Raw genomic sequence first — 18,948 nt, 5'->3', positions numbered from 1 at the left:
TCAGATGTGTACGGCGATGGGGGCGAACAACCCCGCGTCCATCAGGCGTGGGTTCTTGATGATCGGACGGAATCCCATGTGCGGCAGAATGTCCCGGTCGATGTCGATGCCGGGTGCGATCTCGGCGAGTTCGAGGCCGTCCCGGGTGAGGACGAAGACGGCACGTTCGGTGACGTACACGGCCTCGCGTCCCTCACGGACGGCGAGAGCGCCGGAGTAGGTGACCTGATCGACGCGGTCGACGAACTTCGGCACCGAACCTTCGCGCCGGATCACCAGTTCTCCCCCGACGATCTCGACGTCCAGGCCGCGGGCGGTGAACGTTCCGCAGAACACGGCGCGCGGCGAGTTCTGGGAAATGTCGATGAACCCGCCCGGTCCGACGATTCCGCCGCCGATCTTGCTGACGTTGACGGCGCCGGTGGAGTCGACCTCGGCCATGCCGAGGCAGCTGACGTCGAGCATTCCGCCCGAGAACAGGTCGAACTGGGTGGTCGACGAGTGCACGACCTTCGGTCCTCGCGCGGCCCCGAACAGATCGCCGGAGACGGGGATGCCGTCGATCAGCCCCTGCTCGATGGCCAGGGTGATGTCGTCCAGCCGATCCTGTTCGGCGAGCGCGTCCACGACCAGCGCGGACACCCCGAAACCGACGTTCAGGACGTCACCGTCCCGGACCTCGGCGGCGGCCCGCCTGGCGATCAGCATGCGGATCGGGTCGTGGTTCGTGGCACCGAAACCGGAGTTCGCCGCGTCGCCGGAGAGTTCCGGGTCGAATTCGCCCGCGTACGTCTGCCATTGGGCGGGCGCGTGGACGACGTCGTCCACCAGGACCGCCGGGATGTGCACGAGCCGCGGATCGATCGGCCGGTCCAGCAGGTTCTTCACCTGCACGATGACTCGGCCGCCGCTCGCCTTCGCCGCCTGGGCGACGGCCAGCGCGTCGAGCTGGGCCGCCTCGCCCGAGCACGTGACGTTCCCGGACGGGTCGATGGAATCGCCGCGGACGATGGCCACGTCGACGGGAAACGGCTTGTAGCGCAGGTACTCGCGGCCGTCGAGTGTCAGGAGTTCGACGAGGTCCTCGGTGGCGGACGCCGTGAACTTGCCCCCGCCGTGCCGCGGATCGACGAACGTGTCGAGACCGGTCGCGGTGATGAGGCCCGGCCGGCGCGCGCCGATCTCCCGCAGCAGCTGACTGATCGCGCCGCCGGGCCACGCGTACGCCTCGATCTCGTCGTTGCGGACGAGGTCGATCATCGTCGGCGACCACGTCCAGTGTCCGCCGATGACCCGTGTGACCATGCCCTTGTGCGCGAGGTGATTGGTTCCGCGGCTCACCCGGTCGCCGATGCCGAGGGCGTGCACGATCGTGAGTTCCCTCGGCGATCCGGTCGCGAGGAAGCACTCCTCCAGCGCCTTCAGGACGGTGTCCGGCTCGAGGATCCCGCCGCCCGAACCGGTGAGGGCGATCGTCGATCCTGGCGCGATGTCGCTCACGGCTCGGGTCGCGGTGGTCAGTGTCCAGCGCCTCGAGGCGGCACCCGTTCCGGGCTGTGTCATATCCGCTCCTGTAAATGCTTACATTCTGCCAATCGGCCCATGAACGCTATGGACCTCGATGATTGACACTGTATATTGTGAGCTGCACAACATCAAGAAAACGATTACAGGAGATTTCATGGTCTCGATCCTGCTGCCCGATCGCCACGGTGCGCCCACGACTCTCGCGTTGAACGCACCGGCACGGCTCGGCACCCGGTCCACCCCGCCGACCAGCAGGGCGGTGTACGCGGCGTCGCATGTGGTCGCCGATCCGCTGCGGGCGTCCGCGGAGAATGCCGCGGATCAGATCGACTGGGACGCCACCCTGCAACTGCGCCGCGACCTGTGGTCGCTGGGACTCGGGGTGGCCGAGTCGATGGACACCGCCCAGCGCGGCATGGGACTGGACTGGGCCGCGGCGAAGGAACTCGCCGTCCGCACCCTCACCGACGCGAAGGCGGTCGGCGGGAAGGTGGTCGTGGGGGTGGCCACCGACCAACTGAAGACCGACACCCCCTCGCTCGACGAGATCCGCGACGCCTACCTCGAGCAGGTCGAGGCGATCGAATCCGCGGGCGGTGAGGTGGTGCTGATGGCGAGTCGGCACCTCGCCCGCGCCGCCACCGGCCCCGACGACTACCTCGCCGTGTACGACGAGGTGCTGTCGGCGGCCACCCGCCCGGTGGTCCTGCACTGGCTCGGTTCGGTGTTCGATCCCGCCCTCGACGGCTACTGGGGATTCCCGGATCCGGGCGCGGCCATGGACACCGTCCTGCAGATCATCACCACGCACCACGAGCGTGTGCGCGGCATCAAGGTCTCCCTGCTCGACCCCGCCCGCGAGATCGCCCTGCGCAACCGGATGCCCGCCGGGGTGCGGGTGTTCACCGGCGACGACTACAACTACGTCGATCTGATCGCCGGCGACGGCACCCACACCAGCGACGCCCTCCTCGGTGCATTCGCCGCGCTCGGCCCGTTCGCCTCCGCCGCGTTCGCGCGGTTGGACGACGGCGACGAGCAGGGCTTCCGGAACATCCTGGGCCCCACCGAAACCCTGAGCCGGCTCCTGTTCGCCGCCCCGACGCAGTACTACAAGGTCGGTGTCGCCTGGTTGGCGTACCTGAACGGCAAGCAGCAGCACTTCCGGATGATCGGCGGCTTCGAGACCGGCCGCAGCCTCACCCACCTGGCCGACCTGGTCCGCGCCGCCGACGCGATCGGCCTGTTCACCGATCCCGATTTCACCGCCGCACGGGCGTCGGCGTACTTCGCCGTGCACGGAATCCGCTGACATGGACCTCGCGCACTGCAGTCTCAACTCCGTCACCGTCAAGGGTGCCGGCCTCACCGAGGTCGCCGACCTCGCCGAACAGTGGGGATTCGGCGGCGTCGGCCTGTGGCGGGACGTCCTCGACGGCGTGGACCTGACCGGCGCGTCGCCCCGGCTCCGGCGGTCGGGTCTGCGCGTCACCAGCGTCTGCCGGGGCGGGATGTTCCCGCAACCGACCGCCCGGCTGCGGCGAGAAGCCTTGGACGACAATAGAGTGGCGGTCGATCAGGCCCACGCCCTCGGCGCCGACTGCCTCGTGCTGGTCTGCGGCGCCGCCCACGGCGACCTCGCCGGCGCGCGGCGGCAGGTCCACGACGGCATCGCCGAACTCGAGCCGCACGCCCGGGCGGCGGGGGTGCGGCTCGCGGTCGAGCCGATGCACCCGATGATGGCGTCCAGCCGGTCGGTGATCACCTCACTGAGCGAGGCCAACGACCTGGTCGAGGCGATCGGATCCGACCTCGTCGGGATCGCGCTCGACTCGTATCACGTGTGGTGGGATGCGGCACTGCCGCAGCAGATCGCCCGGGCAGGCGAACGCCTGTTCTCGGTGCAACTCGCCGACTGGGTCACCCCGATCCACGGCGAACTCAGCAGCCGCGGCATGCCCGGCGAAGGGTGCATCGACATGACCGGATTCGTCGCCGACTGCAGGAACGCCGGCGGCTACTCGGGGCTCGTGGAGGTCGAGATCCTCAGCGACCGCTGGTGGGCCGCAGACCCGAAGGAGGCGATCCACGCCGCGGCGAACGGCCTCGCCGCCGTCTGAAACCCGGCTCAGCTCGAGGCGGGCCCCGTCGACTCGCGAATGACGACGTCGGCGGGGATCAGCGGCGGAGACGTGGTGGTCTCGTTGTTCAGGGCCGCGCGCATCAGCGACCACGCCTGGTCGCCCAGGTCGATCTTCGGGCTCACCACCGTGGTCAGGCGCGGCGCCAGGTGACGCGCCATGTCGATGTCGTCGAAGCCGGTGACCGAAATGTCCTCGGGGACGCGGAGTCCGCGCTCACGCAGTTTCGAGATGACGCCCAGCGCGGTCAGGTCGTTGAAGCAGACGAGGGCGGTCGGCTCGTGCGTGAGCGCTTCTTCCACCACGTCGTAGCCACCCTCGATGGTGCCGTCCGACGGCACCGCCGTCGCCTCGATCCCGAGCACCTTCGCCATCTCGATGGCCCGCCACCGTTCCCGGTTCTGCCAGGCCAGATCCGAGCCCTTCACGTAGACGATCCGGCGATGGCCGAGCTTCGCGAGGTGCCCGCACAGCTGCATCATGGGGGTGAAGTTGTCGACGGCGACCATGGGGAGATCGACTTCCAGCTCCACCCGGTTGACGAGCAGGACGGGAGTCGACTGCTTGGCGAGTTCCTTCAGGCCGCTCGTCGGAATCCTCGACGAGAGCAGCACGAGGCCGTCGACCTGCCCGAGCAGGTCGAGTGCGGTGGCGAGTTCGTCGGCCGCGTCACCGGAGTAGTCGGCGACGAGCATGCGGTATCCGTCGGCGGTGGCGCCGTGGTGCATCTGCTTGACGACGTCGAAGAAGTACGCGTTGGCCAGGTCGGGCAGGATCACGCCCATGTTCCGCAGCGACCCGAGGACGAGTCCGCGGGCGGCGGTGCTGGGCCGGTAGGACAGCTCGTCGGCGACCTTGTGGACCCGGGCCGCGAGATCCGGGGTCACCGACGAGCTGCCGCTCATGACACGGGAGACGGTGGCGATCGAGACCCCGGCCGCCTTCGCTACGGTATTGATCGTGACGCGACGGCTCGCGGGCACTCGGGTCTGATCAGCCATAGCTGCCTCTACATCTCTCGTCACCATTGCTACCGTCGACCACCTCGGTGGGTGGAAACGCTTACAGCGTATCGCGAAGACGGCCCCGAATCACGCGGACGCTCACTCCTTGCGCAACAACGCGCGTGTCCCGAGCAGTTTCCGCGACGTCAGCAGCACCTTGACGTGCTTGCTGCCGTTCGATTCGAGTTCCTCGACCGCGCGACCGAACTCGTCCAGGGGGAACGTCGCGGTGTGCAGCGGTGACGCGTCCACCATCCCCGATTCGAGTAGTTCGGCCGCCTCGACGAAGTCCTGCCGGACGTAGTTCCGGCACGCCACGACAGACAGTTCGCGGGCGTAGAGCGCGCTGTAGTCGAGAGTCAGTTCGTGCTCCGGTTTCGCGGACGCGATCGCGACGTACCGGCCACCCGGAGCGAGGACCCGCAGCGCCAGCCGGGACGAGTCCTCGGTGCACACCGTGTCGTAGACGAGGTCGACCGACTCCGTCCGGTCCCGGAGCCAGCCCTCGAGGGCGTCCCCCGAGTCGGTCGTGAAGTCGCTCATCCCGCACGCCAGGGCAGGCTGCTCCCGTTCGGTGTAGCGATCGACACCGAACACCCGAACGCCTCGACTTCGGGCCACCAGCGTGGTCGCGAGACCGATCGCACCGGTCCCGATGACCAGCGCGGTGTCCCCCTCCGACGCGCCGCCGCGCCGGACCACATGAACTCCGACGGCGAGCGGTTCGACGAGCGCCCCGAAACGGTCCAGCACCGAGTCGCTTACGGGCACGCACTGCGTCTCGGGAACGACGAACTCCTCACTGAAACATCCGCGCGGGTCGGACAGGCCGAACACGCGGATGCTCGGGCAGTTGTTGATCCTGCCGTCGCGGCAGGCGCGGCATCGGCCGCAGCCCGTGGTCGGGTAGACCATCACCGGCTGCCCGACCGTGAGACTCGTGCCCGGACCCACCCGCGACACACGTCCCGCGCACTCGTGGCCCAGCACCGTCGGATATGCGGCGACGGCGTTCCGGCCACGCAGATGCGACAGGTCGCCGCCGCAGATCCCGGCCGAGTCGAGAGCGACGAGCACCTCCCCCTCGCCGGGCGCCGCGACGTCACCGTGATCGAGGCGATAGTCGTTCGGGCCGTCGACCCGAATACTCAAGACTGACATGCGCTTTCCCTTTCGTCTGAGACAGTGTCATGCGTCTCCTCGGAGACGGTGACCGGCGTTGCGCCGGCTGCGGCGGACCGGTAGGCGGCGTCGATCACCGCGTGCACGGGCAGCCCGGACCGGGCCTCGGACAGCGGCGCCGCGCCGGACGCCCAACTGGTGAAGACGTCCTCGTACAGCGACCGGAACCACGCCGTCATGGACAGCGGGTCCGGGCCGGACGCGTCGACGGACCCGTCGACGACCGGACGGACGCTGTCGCCGATCTGGACGAGCGAATCCCCCACCAGCCGTAGCTGTCCTGCGTCGCCGTAGAGGTGGATCGTCTCGGCTCCGCCCGGCCACGCGGCCGTGCTCGCCGTCACCGACGCCGCGTGCGTGCCGTGATCGATCAGGAGGTGAATCGTGTCCTCGGCCTCGAGCCGGCCTCGGCTGGTGGATGCCCTGGCCACGACACTGCGCGCGGGGCCGGCCAGCGACAGGTAGAGGTCGAGGGTGTGGATGGCCTGGGTGATCAGCACGCCGCCGCCGTCGCGGTCCCAGGTGCCCCGCCCGGCCTCGGCGTAGTAGGAGTCGGGGCGCCACAGCGGGACGGTGACGATGGCCGAGCGGAGGGTGCCGATCGCGCCGGCCGACAGCAGTTGCCGGGCCCGACGTGCCGCCTCCTTGTAGCGGTGTTGCAGCGTGACCGCCGCCCGCACCCCGGACCGCTCGGCGACGTCGACGATCGCCTGCGCTTCGTGCACCGAGGCCGCCAGCGGTTTGTCGATCACCAGGTCCAGGCCGCGCTCGGCCAGTGCCGACGCGACGGCCAGGTGACTCGACGGCGGCGTGACCACCACCGCCGTGTCGGCGTCCAGGGCTGCTGCCGCGTCGAGGCTCGGGAATATCCGTGCCTGCGGTGCCAGCCGGCGTGCCGCCGCCGCCCTCGTCTCGTCGCGCGTCACCACACCGACCACGTCGGCGTCGACAGCCCGGAGGGCCGTGAGATGCGCGGCGCTCGCGAGTCCGGCGCCGATCACCACGACGCGACGGGTCACGATGCGGACTCGACGGACGTGCGCGACCCCACGCTCCGGCCGAGGGTCTCGGGAAGCAGGGCGATGCCGATAAGCCCGACCACGCTCAAGCCCATGAGGTAGCTCGCGACGAGCCAGGGCGTCCCGCCGGCGACGGCGACGAGGGCGGTGGCGACCAGCGGGATCGTGCCGCCGACCACGGCGGCCGGGATCTCCCGGGAGATCGCGATGCCGCTCCACCGGATCTTGGTGGGGAACAATTCGGAGAGCAGCGCACCGCCCGGACCGGACGTCGTGCCCTGGACGAGGCAGATGCCGAGGATCAGCGCCAGTCCGACCATCCACGGCGACCGCGTGTCGAGCATCATGAACATCGGGAACGGGAAGACGATGCCGAAGATGGCGCCGGACAACAGGACCGGCTTGCGGCCGATCTTGTCGGCCAGGCGGCCGAACCCGATGATGACGGGGATGGCGCAGAACTCGGCGACAATCAATCCGATCAGGGCCTGAGTGGAATCGACGCCGAGGGTCTTGGTCACGAACGAGAGCGCGAAGACCTGCATGACGTAGGCCCACGGAATCACGAAGCTGAACAGGGCGAGTCCGCACAGGATCTGCCGCCAGTGGTTGCGGACCGCGTCGACCAGCGGCGCGCGGTCAACCTCACCGTGCCGTGCGGCCTCCTTGAACACCGCCGTCTCGTTCACCTTCAGCCGCAGATAGCCGGCCACGAGAACGATGACGGCGCTGGCCAGGAACGGAATTCGCCAGCCCCAGGACAGGAAGAGGTCGTCGGGCATCAGCGTGAGCAACGCGAAGATCATGGTGGCGCCGCCGGTTCCGACGTAGATCGCGGCCCCCGGATATGCACTGGAGAGAGCGCGGCGGGAACTGTCCGTGGATTCGGTGACCATCGTGATCGCCCCGGCGAACTCGGCGCCCGCGCCCGCACCCTGGAACAGGCGAAGCACGATGAGGAGGATCGGCGCCCAGATGCCGATCGCGTCCGCGGTGGGCAGCGCCCCGATCAGCGTCGTCGAGGCGCCCATCACGAGCAGGGTCATGAGGAGCATCGGCTTGCGGCCCAGCCGGTCACCGAAGTGCGCGAAGACCAGTCCACCGATCGGGCGGGCGCCGAGCCCGACGGCGAACGTCCCGAACGCGGCCATCGTGCCGGCGAGGGATCCCGCCCCGGGGAAGTAGAGCGGCCCGAAGACAAGGGCGGCCGCGAGACCGTAGAGCGTGAAGTCGTACCACTCGATCACGGTTCCCGCCGCGCTCGCCTTGATCACCCGGCGGCGCTGCTGCCCTGCCGACCCGTGCGGCACCGCGGTCGACCGCTCGGTGCCGAGTTCGGTCATGCCCATCGAGAACTCCTGACTGTGAAGGGAAACTGCCGGAACCCGACTACTATGACCCACGTCACCGAATTTGTAAACGCTTTCTCGACTGGAGGCAAGTATTCCTGTTTCCGCAGTTCACAGCAATATACTCGACGAAATCGGCTCGATCCGGTCAGATACCGCTTTCATCATTCGAAGCGGACGCGACCGGCCCCGCGGTCAGGCGGCGCCCATGTCTGCCGATCGCCAGTGCTCGGGGCGGAGGTAGATCGCGACCTGTTCGCCGAGTTCGGCCCGGGCGAAGCCGAGGTAGGCGTCGACCTTCTCCGGCGCGAGGTAGCGCTCGGTGATCTCCCGCAACTGGGCGTCGGTTCCCGGGACAGTGCGCGCCACGGCGCCCTCGACGGAGACGTACCGGACGGTGGGGTCGACTCGCTCGACCATCATGGTGAATCGCCCGGCCGCCTCGATGAGGCGCGCCTTCTCCGAACCGGCGCCGGTCAGTACCCACAGATCACCGCCCGCGGCGTACTGATACCAGATCGGGACCGTCAGAGGTCCGCGGCTCTCACCGGCGGAAACCGACAGCGCCGCGATGTGCGGCTCGGAAAGGAACTGTTCGCGCTCGGACACAGACAATGGCATGACCTCGACGATAGGAGCCACCACCGACAGATTCCGGGGCCCCGCACCGGCGCGGCGAACCGATTGAATGGAACCTGGCGGTTCGAAACGGTTAGATGGGACGTGAGGTTCCGGACAGTGCAGCGTCGTACGTCGAGGTGAACGGAGACACAGATGCCAGGCCCAGTCGCGAGATTGGCACCACAAGCAGTCCTCACTCCGCCCAGCGCCGCCTCCCTGTTCCTGGTGCTCGTCGCCGGGGACTCCGACGACGACCGCGCGACGGTGTGCGACGTGATCTCCGGGATCGACGGACCGCTCAAGGCGGTGGGATTCCGCGAACTCGCCGGTTCCCTGTCCTGCGTGGTCGGTGTCGGTGCGCAGTTCTGGGACCGCGTGAGCGCGTCGTCGAAGCCGGCGCACCTGCATCCGTTCGTCCCGCTGTCCGGGCCGGTCCACAGCGCGCCCTCCACGCCGGGTGACCTGCTGTTCCACATCAAGGCCGCCCGCAAGGACCTGTGCTTCGAACTGGGCCGCCAGATCGTCGTCGCGCTGGGCTCCGCCGCCACCGTGGTCGACGAGGTGCACGGCTTCCGCTATTTCGACTCCCGCGACCTCCTCGGATTCGTCGACGGCACCGAGAATCCCACCGACGACGACGCCGCGGACTCCGCCCTGATCGGCGACGAGGACCCCGACTTCCGGGGCGGCAGTTACGTGATCGTGCAGAAGTACCTGCACGACATGAGCGAGTGGAACACGCTGAGCACCGAGGAACAGGAACGGGTCATCGGGCGCACCAAGCTCGAGAACGTCGAACTCGACGACGACGCCCAGCCCAGCAATTCGCACGTCACCCTCAACACCATCGTCGACGACGACGGCGTCGAACACGACATCCTCCGCGACAACATGGCATTCGGCAGCCTCGGCGAGGCGGAATACGGCACCTACTTCATCGGGTACGCCAAGGACCCCGCCGTCACCGAGCTGATGTTGCGACGCATGTTTCTCGGCGAGCCGCCCGGCAACTACGACCGCGTCCTCGACTTCTCCACGGCGGCCACCGGCACGTTGTTCTTCGTGCCGAGCCGGGACGTGCTCGAATCGCTCGGCGACGAGCCGGCCGACGCGGAGTCGGCACCCGAAGACCCGGTCGAGCCCGCCGCGGCCGGCCCGTACGACCTGTCCCTGAAAATCGGTGGTCTCAAAGGAGTATCGCAATGAGTGATTCGAGCAATCTGCACCGCAACCTGGCACCCGTCACCGAGGTTGCCTGGCAGCAGATCGGCGAAGAGGCCGCCCGCACGTTCAAGCGCCACGTCGCCGGTCGACGCGTCGTCGACGTCGCGGGACCGTTCGGATACTCCTACTCGGCCCACAACCTCGGCCGGGTCACCCCGATCAAGACGTCGGACAGCAGGATCCGGGCGCAGCAGCGGCAGGTGAACCCGCTCGTCGAACTCCGATTCCCGTTCACCCTCAGCCGGGCCGAGGTCGACGACGTCGCCCGAGGTTCCCTCGACTCCGACTGGCAACCCGTCAAGGACGCCGCGAAGGCCGTCGCGTTCGCGGAAGACCAGTCGATCTTCCAGGGATTCGACGAGGCGGGCATCCGCGGTCTCGGGCCGTCCAGCGACAACCCGGTTCTCAGTCTGCCGGAGGATCCGCTGCTCATCCCCGACGCCGTCGCGTTCGCGTTGTCGGCGCTGCGACTCGCCGGTGTCGAGGGACCGTATTCGGTGGTACTCGACGCCGACGCGTACACCGCGGTCAGCGAGACCCGCGACGAGGGACATCCCGTGTTCCACCACCTGCGCGACCTGGTCACCGGCGACATCATCTGGGCGCCCGCCATCAGCGGCGGGTACGTGCTGTCCACTCGCGGCGGCGACAACCAGCTGACCCTCGGCACGGACCTGTCGATCGGCTACGACAGCCACACCGCCACCGACGTCACGCTCTACCTCGAAGAGACGTTCACGTTCGCCTCGCTCACCGCGGAGGCGGCGGTCGTCCTCGCACGCTGACGCACGCCGGGGTCGTCAGCCGCCGAACAGCAGGTACAGCCCACCGAAGGTGTACGTCACCATCGTGAACAGCAGTGCCAGCTGCCCGGTCAGCTGATGACCCCGGGGCAGGACCCGTACGGATTTGTCGTGTGCCGCAATCACTCCGAGGACGTGACCGGCAAGGACGCACAGCACCTTGATCGACGCCGTCGCGGCCGGATGCTCGGACAGCACGTACCAGACCTCCGCGTCGCCGAGTCCCAGGGGGTTCCATCCCCGACCCATCGGATCGGCCAGCAGGATCACCGTCGCCTGCCCCTTCTCCACCAGATACGTCAGGTAGTGGGCGAAGACGTAGCCGATGATGATCGGGATCAGCGAATGCGACAGCAGCCCCGGGAGGGCGGCGCGCTGCTCCGGCCGTAATCCGCCCGCGGCCCGCGAAGCCACCCAGAACGACACCCCGACGAAGCCGACGAACACCAGCAGCCCGGCCGTGCGCGCGAGAGTCGCGCCGATCGGGGAACCGATTCCGTCCACCAGCCGCGCCCACCACGGGAACGCCGAGAAACTGTCGAAGGCCGTGGATCCCAGCAGCGTTGCCATCAGCGCGACGGAGCCGGCACGAACGGGCATCGATCCCAGGTGGTCCAGCGGATTGCGCAGCACGATCCGGCCGTCGTGTCGATCCCGGCTCAGTGGAGACAACCGCGACGCCAGCGTGCTGTACACCTCGAACGGATCGCCCCGCTCACACCAGCGCTCACCGCAGGTGAAGGCCCCGGCCGTTGTGACCACGACGTACACCAGCAGCCAGGTACGCACGGCGGCAACGGAACCCGGGTCGCCGGAGGCGAGCTCGAGCCAGACGAAGGCGAACAGTCCCGCGACCGCGGGCCAGTACCCCCACGAGTTGCGGTACCGCGCAGTGCCTTCGGCCGGGGAGCGCCCGATCACCGCGCACACCGATCGGTGAAGCGTGCGGACCGGGGAGAACACTCGCCACACCGGTCCGAACGCCAGCGACACCGCAACCAGCCCCACCCAGAGCAGCACGTAGAACACGCCCGGCAGGGCATTCGCCGAGGACTCCGAGGGTCCGAAGAACGCCGCGAGCGCCATCCACACCGCGAACACCACACCGAACGCCGCCAGCACGTTCCGCGTGATCGGCGCGTCGACGAACCGCGTCACCCAGCCGGGCAATCGGCGCCCGGGACTGTCCGGGTCCAGTTTCGGTGTGCGCCAGGCGAACGCCAGGACCACGAAGGACACGGTGAGCGCCCAGCTCGCCCCGATCAGCGCATACGTGAACGGGATCGGAAGGTCGGTGGATCCGCCGAGGCCGTGCGCGAGAACAACGGTCATGGACGCACGAGCAGGGTGGCCACCGTCTTACCCGTGTCGTGCAGTTCCACCGCCACCTGGCCCGGAACGTCCACGGAGAACTGGGTTTCCTGGGTTCCGGGGTGAATCTCGAACGAATGATCCGGCACGGCGTGCACGTGCAGTTCGTCGTCGGCGTCGCTCTCGATCCGCACGGTGACGGTCTCCCCCACCGCGGCCTCGATGCGCTCGTTGCTCGGTGTGACCGAGCCTGCGTCGATCACGACGTCGATCACGACACCGTCGTCCGTTGCCGGCGTGTCGTTGTCGCCTCCACAGCCCGCCACCAGGGCGACGACGACAGCAGGTACCACGACAACTCCGGCCAACCGCCTGATCACCTAATTCTCCTCGTCTTTCTCACTCGGGCCGTGTTTCGCGCTCTCGGCATTCTCGGCCGCTTCCGCCTTGCGGTCCCGGACCGCCAGGTAGATGACCAGGCCTGCCACCAGGAACGCAGGGACGAACGCGGGAATCGCCAGCAGCACCGAGTGATCGGCGAGGTAGACGACGTCCGGGTCGGTCACCGGATTCATGTCACCGTCACGTCCTCGCGGGTGCCGGTGGCCGCCTGCCCCTGCGTGTACTTGCTGATCCGGCCCGCTCCCCAGGCCAGCGCGGTGATCAGCGCAAGAGTGCACAGGAGTACGACCAGCGACGCGGCACCGAACAGCCAGGACGGGTGATCGAAGTTCCGTTCCCGCTGCAGGATGGTGATCTCCGGGACGAAGTCGCGGGTCGAGGATGCGACGGCGGGGAGTTCCTCGGCGCCGATGCCCGGATCGCTGGGCAGGTAGATCGGGACGGCCGTCATCGTGCGCCCGTCCTGCACGCGCAGCAACGTCTTCCACGTTCCGTGGACCGGCACCGGTTCGTGTGTCCGGTAGGTGCCGGGCCCGATGCGTTCGAGTCGGTCGACCGTGAATCCGTTGCCCAGTCCGGTGCCGCCCTGCCAGGACAGAATGGACACCCAGGCGGGATTGTCACTGGCGAGATCGGGTGGGTCGATGCGCACCTCCGCGTCGACCATCCGGCCGCCGTCCGGCGCGGCCTCCGTGAGAGCGATTGTCGCCGTGGCGTTCTCCGGGACGGTCGCGACGAGCCCGTTGGCCGTGGCACCGGCGATCACCACGACCGTGGCGACGACGATGGTGCGGCTGATCGCGGGACGCGGAAGTCCCTCGGATCGGAGCACCCGCCCGAGCAGGGCGCCGCAGGCCCCGGTCGCGATGCCCACGGGCACGGCCATGGCCAGCGCCTCCGGCCACATGCTGGTGGGCCAGGGGTAGATGTACACGGCGTCGATCCACAGCGACTCGAGCCACAGCCCGACCGTTGCGACGAGGAGTCCGCCGACGGCACCGAAGGCCACCCGATTCTTGATCAGCGGTGTCAGGGCGAGGAGTTCGATCAGCACCGCGGCGCCGAGGCACAGTTCGAACACGTTCGTGGGGGCGCCGAGAACCGGCCCCACCATCAGTGCCGTGATCGCACGCACGACGCCGGCCACCGCCACGGCCACGATCGCCGCGAAGGGTCCGAGAACGATGCGCGCCGCCACCAGGGTGAACGCGGCGGCGCCGGCGATCATCATCGGCTGCAGGACGAGGCGGAATTGTTCGACGCCGAAGTCGTATTCGATCTGGAAGACGGACAGGCCGATGAGCAGGCCACCGAATGTGCCGCACCGCAGGAACCAGATCAGCCTGCTGTCCTGCTTCGTGTCACCGGGGGTCGCCATCCGGCCCTCGTAGTCCAGGAGCAGGACGCCGATCAGCGACAGTCCCGCACCGCCGATCAGCATCAGGTGCGTCGGCCCCCACAGCGTGACGTCCTGACCGAAGATGCGGTGCCAGACGTCGTCGAGGGGGAACCCGATGAGGGCGTACAGCCCCGCCCCGGCCACCAGGACGCCGCCGACCGGGACGTACCAGGTGCGCGTGATCTTGATCGCCGCCGGACCGGGTTTCTCGTCGCGCGGCAGGATCATCGCCAGCATTCCGGTGATGAACAGCAGGAAGAGTCCGACGAGGATGAAGTAGTGCGCGGGGTTCGCGAGCGGCCCGTCGTCGCGGCCTCGCCCGATGTGCAGGCTGACGTCCCAGATGAAACCGAAGAACGCCGTCAGGATGGTCCCGACGAACGTCACCAGGGGCAGGGCCACCCACGGGGGCCGGTCGAGCGCGCGTGCCGCCGTGTCGGCGGCCGTCTGCAGCCACGTGATCTTGCGTGTGCGGTGCAGGTACGCGATCCACAGCAGACCCACGGTGATGATCGCTGTCGCCACCGAGATTCCGATGATCTGATCGAACGCCGCACCGCCACCCTCTCCGCCCGTTTGAGCAAGAATGGGTGAACTCGGAGTAACAGTTACTTGGCTCACGTGGTGATTATGTGCGCCTCGCGCCGAAAACGCCAGACCCTCGACCCGGCACACGGCGGTTCGTAGGCAAATCTATTCAGATCTGCGATCAGACGTAGATATGGCTAGATTCCCCTATCGATGCCTCGAGCAGCGATAACTGCCACCGCCCGCACGAGCAACCGAGGTACGTGACAACTCCTGTGCTCGTCCGATGTCGAGATAATTCCTGCCAGTCGTGTTCGTGATGTTCGCTCATGCACCCAGCGTGATGTAATGGCATTGTGCATCTCAACCCTTACGGAGAGTACGCGGTCACACTCGCCGCCGACCTCACGAATCACCCGCCCGGCTCGACCGGCGAACTCGTGGACCGATGCGTCGACGCCGGCATCGTCGTCGACTTCCCCGTCACCGACGACGACCTCGCCGACGTGCTCGCGATGCTCCACCGGTGGGCGTCGATCGCGGACACCACCAGCGACGAAGCCCGCGCCGAACAGGTCAACCTCATGCTCACGAAGGCATCCGCCTACCCGCGACTGACCAACCACGCCGGCGACGGCTGGCACCTCCACTATCGCGACGACCAGCAGTCGCTGGCAGGCGTGCTCGAGGCGCTCTTCTCCGTCGGCACCGCATTGCACCTCGTGGGCCGCGGCATGCACCGGCTAGGCCGCTGCGCACTCGAGGAGTGCACCGCCATCTACGCCGACACATCCCGCAACGGCCGTCAGCGGTACTGCTCACCGAAGTGCGCGAACCGTGACGCCGTTCGACGCCACCGGGCGCGCTGACCCGTATCGCTCAGTGCGGGAAGTCCTCTCCGGTGAACTCCCGCTTCTCCACGAGCACCAGCCAGTTGCCGGAGTTGTCCCGCATCACCGCCTCTACGCCGTAGGGGCGTTCGGCAGGCGGCTGGGTGAACTCGACGCCCTTGGCCACCAGATCCTTGTACGTCTCGTGACAGTCCGTGGTGGTCAGCCCGAATCCGCTCATCGTCCCCGCGGCCAGCGACCGACGGATCGCCTCGGCCATGTCGGCGTCGAGCGGCGGCCCGGGCTTCATGAGCGTGACCTCGAGTTCCGGGTGATCGGGGTGCAGGATCGTCACCCACCGGAACCCGTCACCCATCGTGACGTCGGTGCCCTCGGCGAAACCGAGCGTGTCGATGTAGAACTTCTTGGCATCGTCCTGGTCGGTGACCCACAGGGTGACGAGAGAAACGTTGGTGATCATGCGACCAACCTATGTCCGGCGCGACCGACCGCGCTTCTCGGAAATTGCGGCATTTCGATCGCTCAGCCCGTGCATGAACACATAGCAGCCGGGAATGCGCGGCGCCCGTGCTCGGCGAACTTCGCCTGGTACACCGACGGTGACGTGCCGACCAGCTGACGGAACTTGGCGCTGAACGACCCGACGCTGGTGTACCCGACCAGGTGGCAGATCTCGGTGACCGTCAGGTTCGTCGCCCGCAGCAGGTCCTGGGCGCGCTCGACGCGGCGCTCCGCGAGATAGACACCCGGCGTCCTGCCGTAGACCGCCGCGAAGCACCGGAGGAAGTGGTATTTCGACACCCCTGCCGTCGCCGCGAGTTCTCCGAGGTCGAGCGTTCGGGCGTAGTCACGGTCGGCGAGGTCGCGGGCACGGCGCAGGTGCGGGAGCAGTTCCCCCGGCACTCGCGCAGTCTCTGCCATGCCCCCAGTCTGGCAGTGGCTACCGACTCGAAGACAGGAACGCCGTCGACCCGAACAGGTCGCCAGGACGGTGACTGCGCGACTGCACCAGCCCCCGGCGTTCGAGGATCGGCCGGACCCCTTCGCCGAAGTTGAAGGCCTCTTCGAGGTGCGGGTAGCCGGAGAGGACGAAGTGGTCGAGTCCGAGCGCCGCGTATTCGGCGATGCGGTCGGCGACCTCCTCGTGGGAGCCGACCAGCGCGGTGCCGGCGCCGCCGCGGACCAGCCCCACACCGGACCACAGGTTGGGGGCCACCTCGAGCGCGCGCGCTCCGGCGTCCTTCGAGTAGGCGCTTCCCCCGCCGTGCAGTTCGCGCATGCGGCGCTGACCTTCGGAACCCGACCGGGCGAGGCTCTGCTGCGCCTGCTCGACAGTCGCCGGGTCGAGGGCGGAGAGCAGGCGATCGGCCTCGGCCCACGCCTCCTCGGACGTGTCACGGCTGATCACGTGCAGCCGGATGCCGTAATCGAGCGTGCGGCCCTGAACGTCTGCGAGGTCGCGAATCCAGGCGATCTTCCCGGCGACGGCGCTCGGCGGCTCACCCCAGGTCAGGTAAGTGTCGGCGAACTGGGACGCGACGGTGCCCGCGGCCGGCGACGACCCGCCGAAGAAGATCGGCGGCACCGGGTCGGGGATGCGCTGCAACTGGGCGTTCTCCACCCGGATGTAGTCGCCCGCGTAGTCGACCGGTCCGGTTCCCGCCCACAGCTGACGGATGACGTCGAGGAACTCGCCGCAGCGGGCGTAACGCTGGCTCTTGTCGAGGTAGTCGCCGTACGTGCGCTGCTCGTGGTCCTCACCGCCGGTGACGACGTTGAGCAACAGCCGCCCCTGCGACTGCCACTGGAACGTGGCCGCCATCTGTGCGGCCAGCGTGGGGCTGAGCAGGCCCGGCCGCAGCGCGACCAGGAACTTCAACGTCTCGGTGGTCTCCAGCATCATGGCCGTGGTGAGCCAGGCGTCCTCGCACCACGCACCGGTGGGCGTCAGCACCGATTCGAAGCCGTTCGACTCCGCCGCCGCACCGATCTGATTGAGGTACCGCAGCGTGGCGGGACGGTCTCCTGCCATGGAACTCCCGTGACCACCCGCCATCAGGTTGCGGGAATCACCGTAGGTGGGAAGGAACCAGTGGAAATGCAGAGACACGCGCGATCCTCTTGTCGACGACAGATGGGCACCACAGGACAGTTCATCAACGACGAACCCGGGGCGCGAGGGTTTCGATCACCATGATTCGGAATCGTGCCCGACCGCAGCGGGCAGGGTTACGGTCGCCGCGCTATGACTACGCTGTCCGACGCCCCGTACACACCTTCGACCGAATCAGACCTCGAGCGGCGCAAGCGACTCCGCACCGTCGTCGCCGCCAGCCTCCTGGGGACGACAGTCGAGTGGTACGACTTCTTCCTCTACGCGACGGCCGCCAGCCTGGTGTTCAACCAGCTGTTCTTCCCCGATCAGAGTTCGTTCGTCGGCACCATGCTTGCCTTCGCCACGTTCGCGGTCGGTTTCGTGGTCCGGCCGATCGGCGGAGTCGTCTTCGGCCACATCGGCGACCGCATCGGACGCAAGAAGACACTCGCGCTCACCATGTTCATCATGGGCACCGCCACCGCCCTGATGGGTGTGCTGCCCACGGCCGCGCAGGTCGGGGTGATCGCGCCGATCCTTCTGCTCCTGCTGCGCATCCTGCAGGGGTTCGCACTGGGCGGTGAATGGGCGGGCGCAGTGCTCCTCGCCGTCGAACACAGTCCCGCGAAGAAGCGCGGCATCTTCGGCAGCATCCCCCAGATCGGCCTGGCACTGGGCCTGGCCCTGGGCACCGGCGTCTTCGCCGCGTTGCAGGTGATCTTCGACGACGCCCAGTTCCTCTCCTACGGGTGGCGGATCGCCTTCCTGCTGAGCCTGATTCTCGTATTCGTCGGATTCGTGGTCCGGCTGAAGGTCGAGGAGACCCCGGCGTTCCAGGAAGTGCACGACCTCGCGAAACGCTCCTCCGCTCCGCTGAAGGACGTGTTCCGCGGCCGGGTCCGCCGCGGCACCCTCCTCGGCCTGCTCTCGCGCTGGGGTGAGGGTGCCGCGTTCAACACCTGGGGCGTCTTCGCGATCACGTACGCCACCAAGAATCTGGAGTTCGCGAAGATCCCCGTCCTCCTGGTCGTCACCGTCGCCGCAACGGTCATGGCCGTGCTCCTGCCGTTCTCCGGCCTGCTGGTCGACCGCTACGGCGCCAAGAGGATCTACCTCGTCGGGATCGGGGCCTACGGGCTCGCGGTCTTCCCGGCGTTCGCCTTGTTCGGCACGGAGAATCTCATCCTGTTCGGTGTCGCGATGGTGCTCGTGTTCGGCGTCGTCCATGCCCTCTTCTACGGAGCGCAGGGCACGCTGTACGCGAGCCTGTACCCAACCGAGATCCGCTACACCGGCCTGTCCGTCGTGTACCAGTTCTCCGGAATCTACGCGTCGGGCATCACGCCGATGATCCTCACCGCCCTGATCGCCGTCGCCGGCGGAACTCCCTGGCTGGCCTGCGGATACCTCGTCGCCACCTCGGCCATCAGCGTCGTGGCCACAGCTCTGATCCGAAAGCAGGACCTCTACCTCTGAGGGCGCCGAACTCTCC

The 18,948-nt window shown here is 68.1% G+C and carries 18 protein-coding genes and 1 pseudogene; 6 read left to right on the top strand and 13 right to left on the bottom strand.

Annotation, left to right across the window (positions count from 1 at the left end; all coding sequences use genetic code 11):
* Nucleotides 1-1,563 carry an acyl CoA:acetate/3-ketoacid CoA transferase gene (locus JVH1_RS25185; protein WP_009475083.1) on the bottom strand — a complete coding sequence of 521 codons (1,563 nt, stop codon included), beginning with the start codon at nucleotides 1,561-1,563 and terminating at the stop codon, nucleotides 1-3.
* A 118-nt stretch (nucleotides 1,564-1,681) separates the two neighbouring features.
* Here JVH1_RS25185 and JVH1_RS25180 point away from each other — a divergent pair, with 118 nt between their 5' ends.
* Nucleotides 1,682-2,839: a dihydrodipicolinate synthase family protein gene (locus JVH1_RS25180; RefSeq protein ID WP_043779023.1), complete on the top strand. Its 1,158-nt coding sequence runs from the start codon at nucleotides 1,682-1,684 to the stop codon at nucleotides 2,837-2,839.
* A 1-nt stretch (nucleotide 2,840) separates the two neighbouring features.
* Nucleotides 2,841-3,647: a sugar phosphate isomerase/epimerase gene (locus JVH1_RS25175; protein WP_009475085.1), complete on the top strand. Its 807-nt coding sequence runs from the start codon at nucleotides 2,841-2,843 to the stop codon at nucleotides 3,645-3,647.
* Between the two features lie 8 nt (nucleotides 3,648-3,655).
* Here the strand turns inward: JVH1_RS25175 and JVH1_RS25170 are convergent, their stop codons facing one another.
* The 5 genes from JVH1_RS25170 to JVH1_RS25150 all read right to left on the bottom strand — a co-directional run bounded on the left by JVH1_RS25170 (nucleotide 3,656) and on the right by JVH1_RS25150 (nucleotide 8,843).
* Nucleotides 3,656-4,669: a LacI family DNA-binding transcriptional regulator gene (locus JVH1_RS25170; RefSeq protein WP_005251307.1), complete on the bottom strand. Its 1,014-nt coding sequence runs from the start codon at nucleotides 4,667-4,669 to the stop codon at nucleotides 3,656-3,658.
* A gap of 102 nt (nucleotides 4,670-4,771) precedes the next feature.
* Nucleotides 4,772-5,824: an alcohol dehydrogenase catalytic domain-containing protein gene (locus JVH1_RS25165; protein WP_043779091.1), complete on the bottom strand. Its 1,053-nt coding sequence runs from the start codon at nucleotides 5,822-5,824 to the stop codon at nucleotides 4,772-4,774.
* Nucleotides 5,821-6,873: a Gfo/Idh/MocA family protein gene (locus JVH1_RS25160; protein ID WP_009475087.1), complete on the bottom strand. Its 1,053-nt coding sequence runs from the start codon at nucleotides 6,871-6,873 to the stop codon at nucleotides 5,821-5,823. The genes JVH1_RS25165 and JVH1_RS25160 overlap by 4 nt, the downstream gene beginning before the upstream one ends.
* Nucleotides 6,870-8,222: an MFS transporter gene (locus JVH1_RS25155; RefSeq protein ID WP_009475088.1), complete on the bottom strand. Its 1,353-nt coding sequence runs from the start codon at nucleotides 8,220-8,222 to the stop codon at nucleotides 6,870-6,872. The genes JVH1_RS25160 and JVH1_RS25155 overlap by 4 nt, the downstream gene beginning before the upstream one ends.
* Before the next feature lie 195 nt (nucleotides 8,223-8,417).
* Nucleotides 8,418-8,843: a pyridoxamine 5'-phosphate oxidase family protein gene (locus JVH1_RS25150; RefSeq protein WP_043779094.1), complete on the bottom strand. Its 426-nt coding sequence runs from the start codon at nucleotides 8,841-8,843 to the stop codon at nucleotides 8,418-8,420.
* 153 nt (nucleotides 8,844-8,996) lie between these two features.
* Between JVH1_RS25150 and JVH1_RS25145 the strand changes: the two genes are divergently transcribed.
* Nucleotides 8,997-10,049 (top strand): Dyp-type peroxidase, encoded by a 1,053-nt coding sequence (locus tag JVH1_RS25145; RefSeq protein WP_009475090.1) that lies wholly within the window; start codon nucleotides 8,997-8,999, stop codon nucleotides 10,047-10,049.
* Entirely contained in the window at nucleotides 10,046-10,852 is an 807-nt protein-coding gene (locus JVH1_RS25140; RefSeq protein WP_009475091.1) for a family 1 encapsulin nanocompartment shell protein, read from the top strand. Before JVH1_RS25145 ends, JVH1_RS25140 begins: the two co-directional genes overlap by 4 nt.
* A gap of 15 nt (nucleotides 10,853-10,867) precedes the next feature.
* On the opposite strand, the gene JVH1_RS25135 is transcribed toward JVH1_RS25140, so the two are convergent.
* Genes JVH1_RS25135 through JVH1_RS25120 form a run of 4 tightly spaced genes read right to left on the bottom strand, consistent with a single transcriptional unit; the run spans nucleotide 10,868 to nucleotide 14,603 of the window.
* On the bottom strand, nucleotides 10,868-12,202 hold the full coding sequence (locus JVH1_RS25135; protein ID WP_009475092.1) for a hypothetical protein: 1,335 nt from the start codon (nucleotides 12,200-12,202) through the stop codon (nucleotides 10,868-10,870).
* Nucleotides 12,199-12,561 (bottom strand): hypothetical protein, encoded by a 363-nt coding sequence (locus JVH1_RS25130; RefSeq protein ID WP_009475093.1) that lies wholly within the window; start codon nucleotides 12,559-12,561, stop codon nucleotides 12,199-12,201. The genes JVH1_RS25135 and JVH1_RS25130 overlap by 4 nt, the downstream gene beginning before the upstream one ends.
* A complete protein-coding gene (locus JVH1_RS25125) occupies nucleotides 12,562-12,756 on the bottom strand; it encodes a hypothetical protein (protein WP_009475094.1) in 195 nt (64 codons plus the stop codon). It lies immediately after the preceding gene.
* A complete protein-coding gene (locus JVH1_RS25120; RefSeq protein ID WP_043779097.1) occupies nucleotides 12,753-14,603 on the bottom strand; it encodes a hypothetical protein in 1,851 nt (616 codons plus the stop codon). The genes JVH1_RS25125 and JVH1_RS25120 overlap by 4 nt, the downstream gene beginning before the upstream one ends.
* 263 nt (nucleotides 14,604-14,866) lie before the next feature.
* Between JVH1_RS25120 and JVH1_RS25115 the strand changes: the two genes are divergently transcribed.
* Nucleotides 14,867-15,379: a CGNR zinc finger domain-containing protein gene (locus JVH1_RS25115; RefSeq protein ID WP_009475097.1), complete on the top strand. Its 513-nt coding sequence runs from the start codon at nucleotides 14,867-14,869 to the stop codon at nucleotides 15,377-15,379.
* Between the two features lie 10 nt (nucleotides 15,380-15,389).
* On the opposite strand, the gene JVH1_RS25110 is transcribed toward JVH1_RS25115, so the two are convergent.
* The 3 genes and pseudogenes from JVH1_RS25110 to JVH1_RS25100 all read right to left on the bottom strand — a co-directional run bounded on the left by JVH1_RS25110 (nucleotide 15,390) and on the right by JVH1_RS25100 (nucleotide 17,471).
* Entirely contained in the window at nucleotides 15,390-15,821 is a 432-nt protein-coding gene (locus JVH1_RS25110; RefSeq protein WP_009475098.1) for a VOC family protein, read from the bottom strand.
* Between the two features lie 9 nt (nucleotides 15,822-15,830).
* Nucleotides 15,831-16,282, bottom strand: a pseudogene (locus JVH1_RS25105) (helix-turn-helix transcriptional regulator).
* A gap of 19 nt (nucleotides 16,283-16,301) precedes the next feature.
* Nucleotides 16,302-17,471, bottom strand: coding sequence for an LLM class flavin-dependent oxidoreductase (locus JVH1_RS25100; protein ID WP_009475100.1), 1,170 nt, complete (start codon nucleotides 17,469-17,471; stop codon nucleotides 16,302-16,304).
* A gap of 135 nt (nucleotides 17,472-17,606) precedes the next feature.
* Here JVH1_RS25100 and JVH1_RS25095 point away from each other — a divergent pair, with 135 nt between their 5' ends.
* On the top strand, nucleotides 17,607-18,932 hold the full coding sequence (locus JVH1_RS25095; RefSeq protein WP_043779025.1) for an MFS transporter: 1,326 nt from the start codon (nucleotides 17,607-17,609) through the stop codon (nucleotides 18,930-18,932).
* Nucleotides 18,933-18,948: the final 16 nt, after the last annotated feature.

It is taken from the genome of Rhodococcus sp. JVH1 (assembly GCF_000280725.2).
GTDB lineage: Bacteria > Actinomycetota > Actinomycetes > Mycobacteriales > Mycobacteriaceae > Rhodococcus_F > Rhodococcus_F jostii_A.
This window is presented reverse-complemented; position numbering and strand designations above follow the sequence as displayed.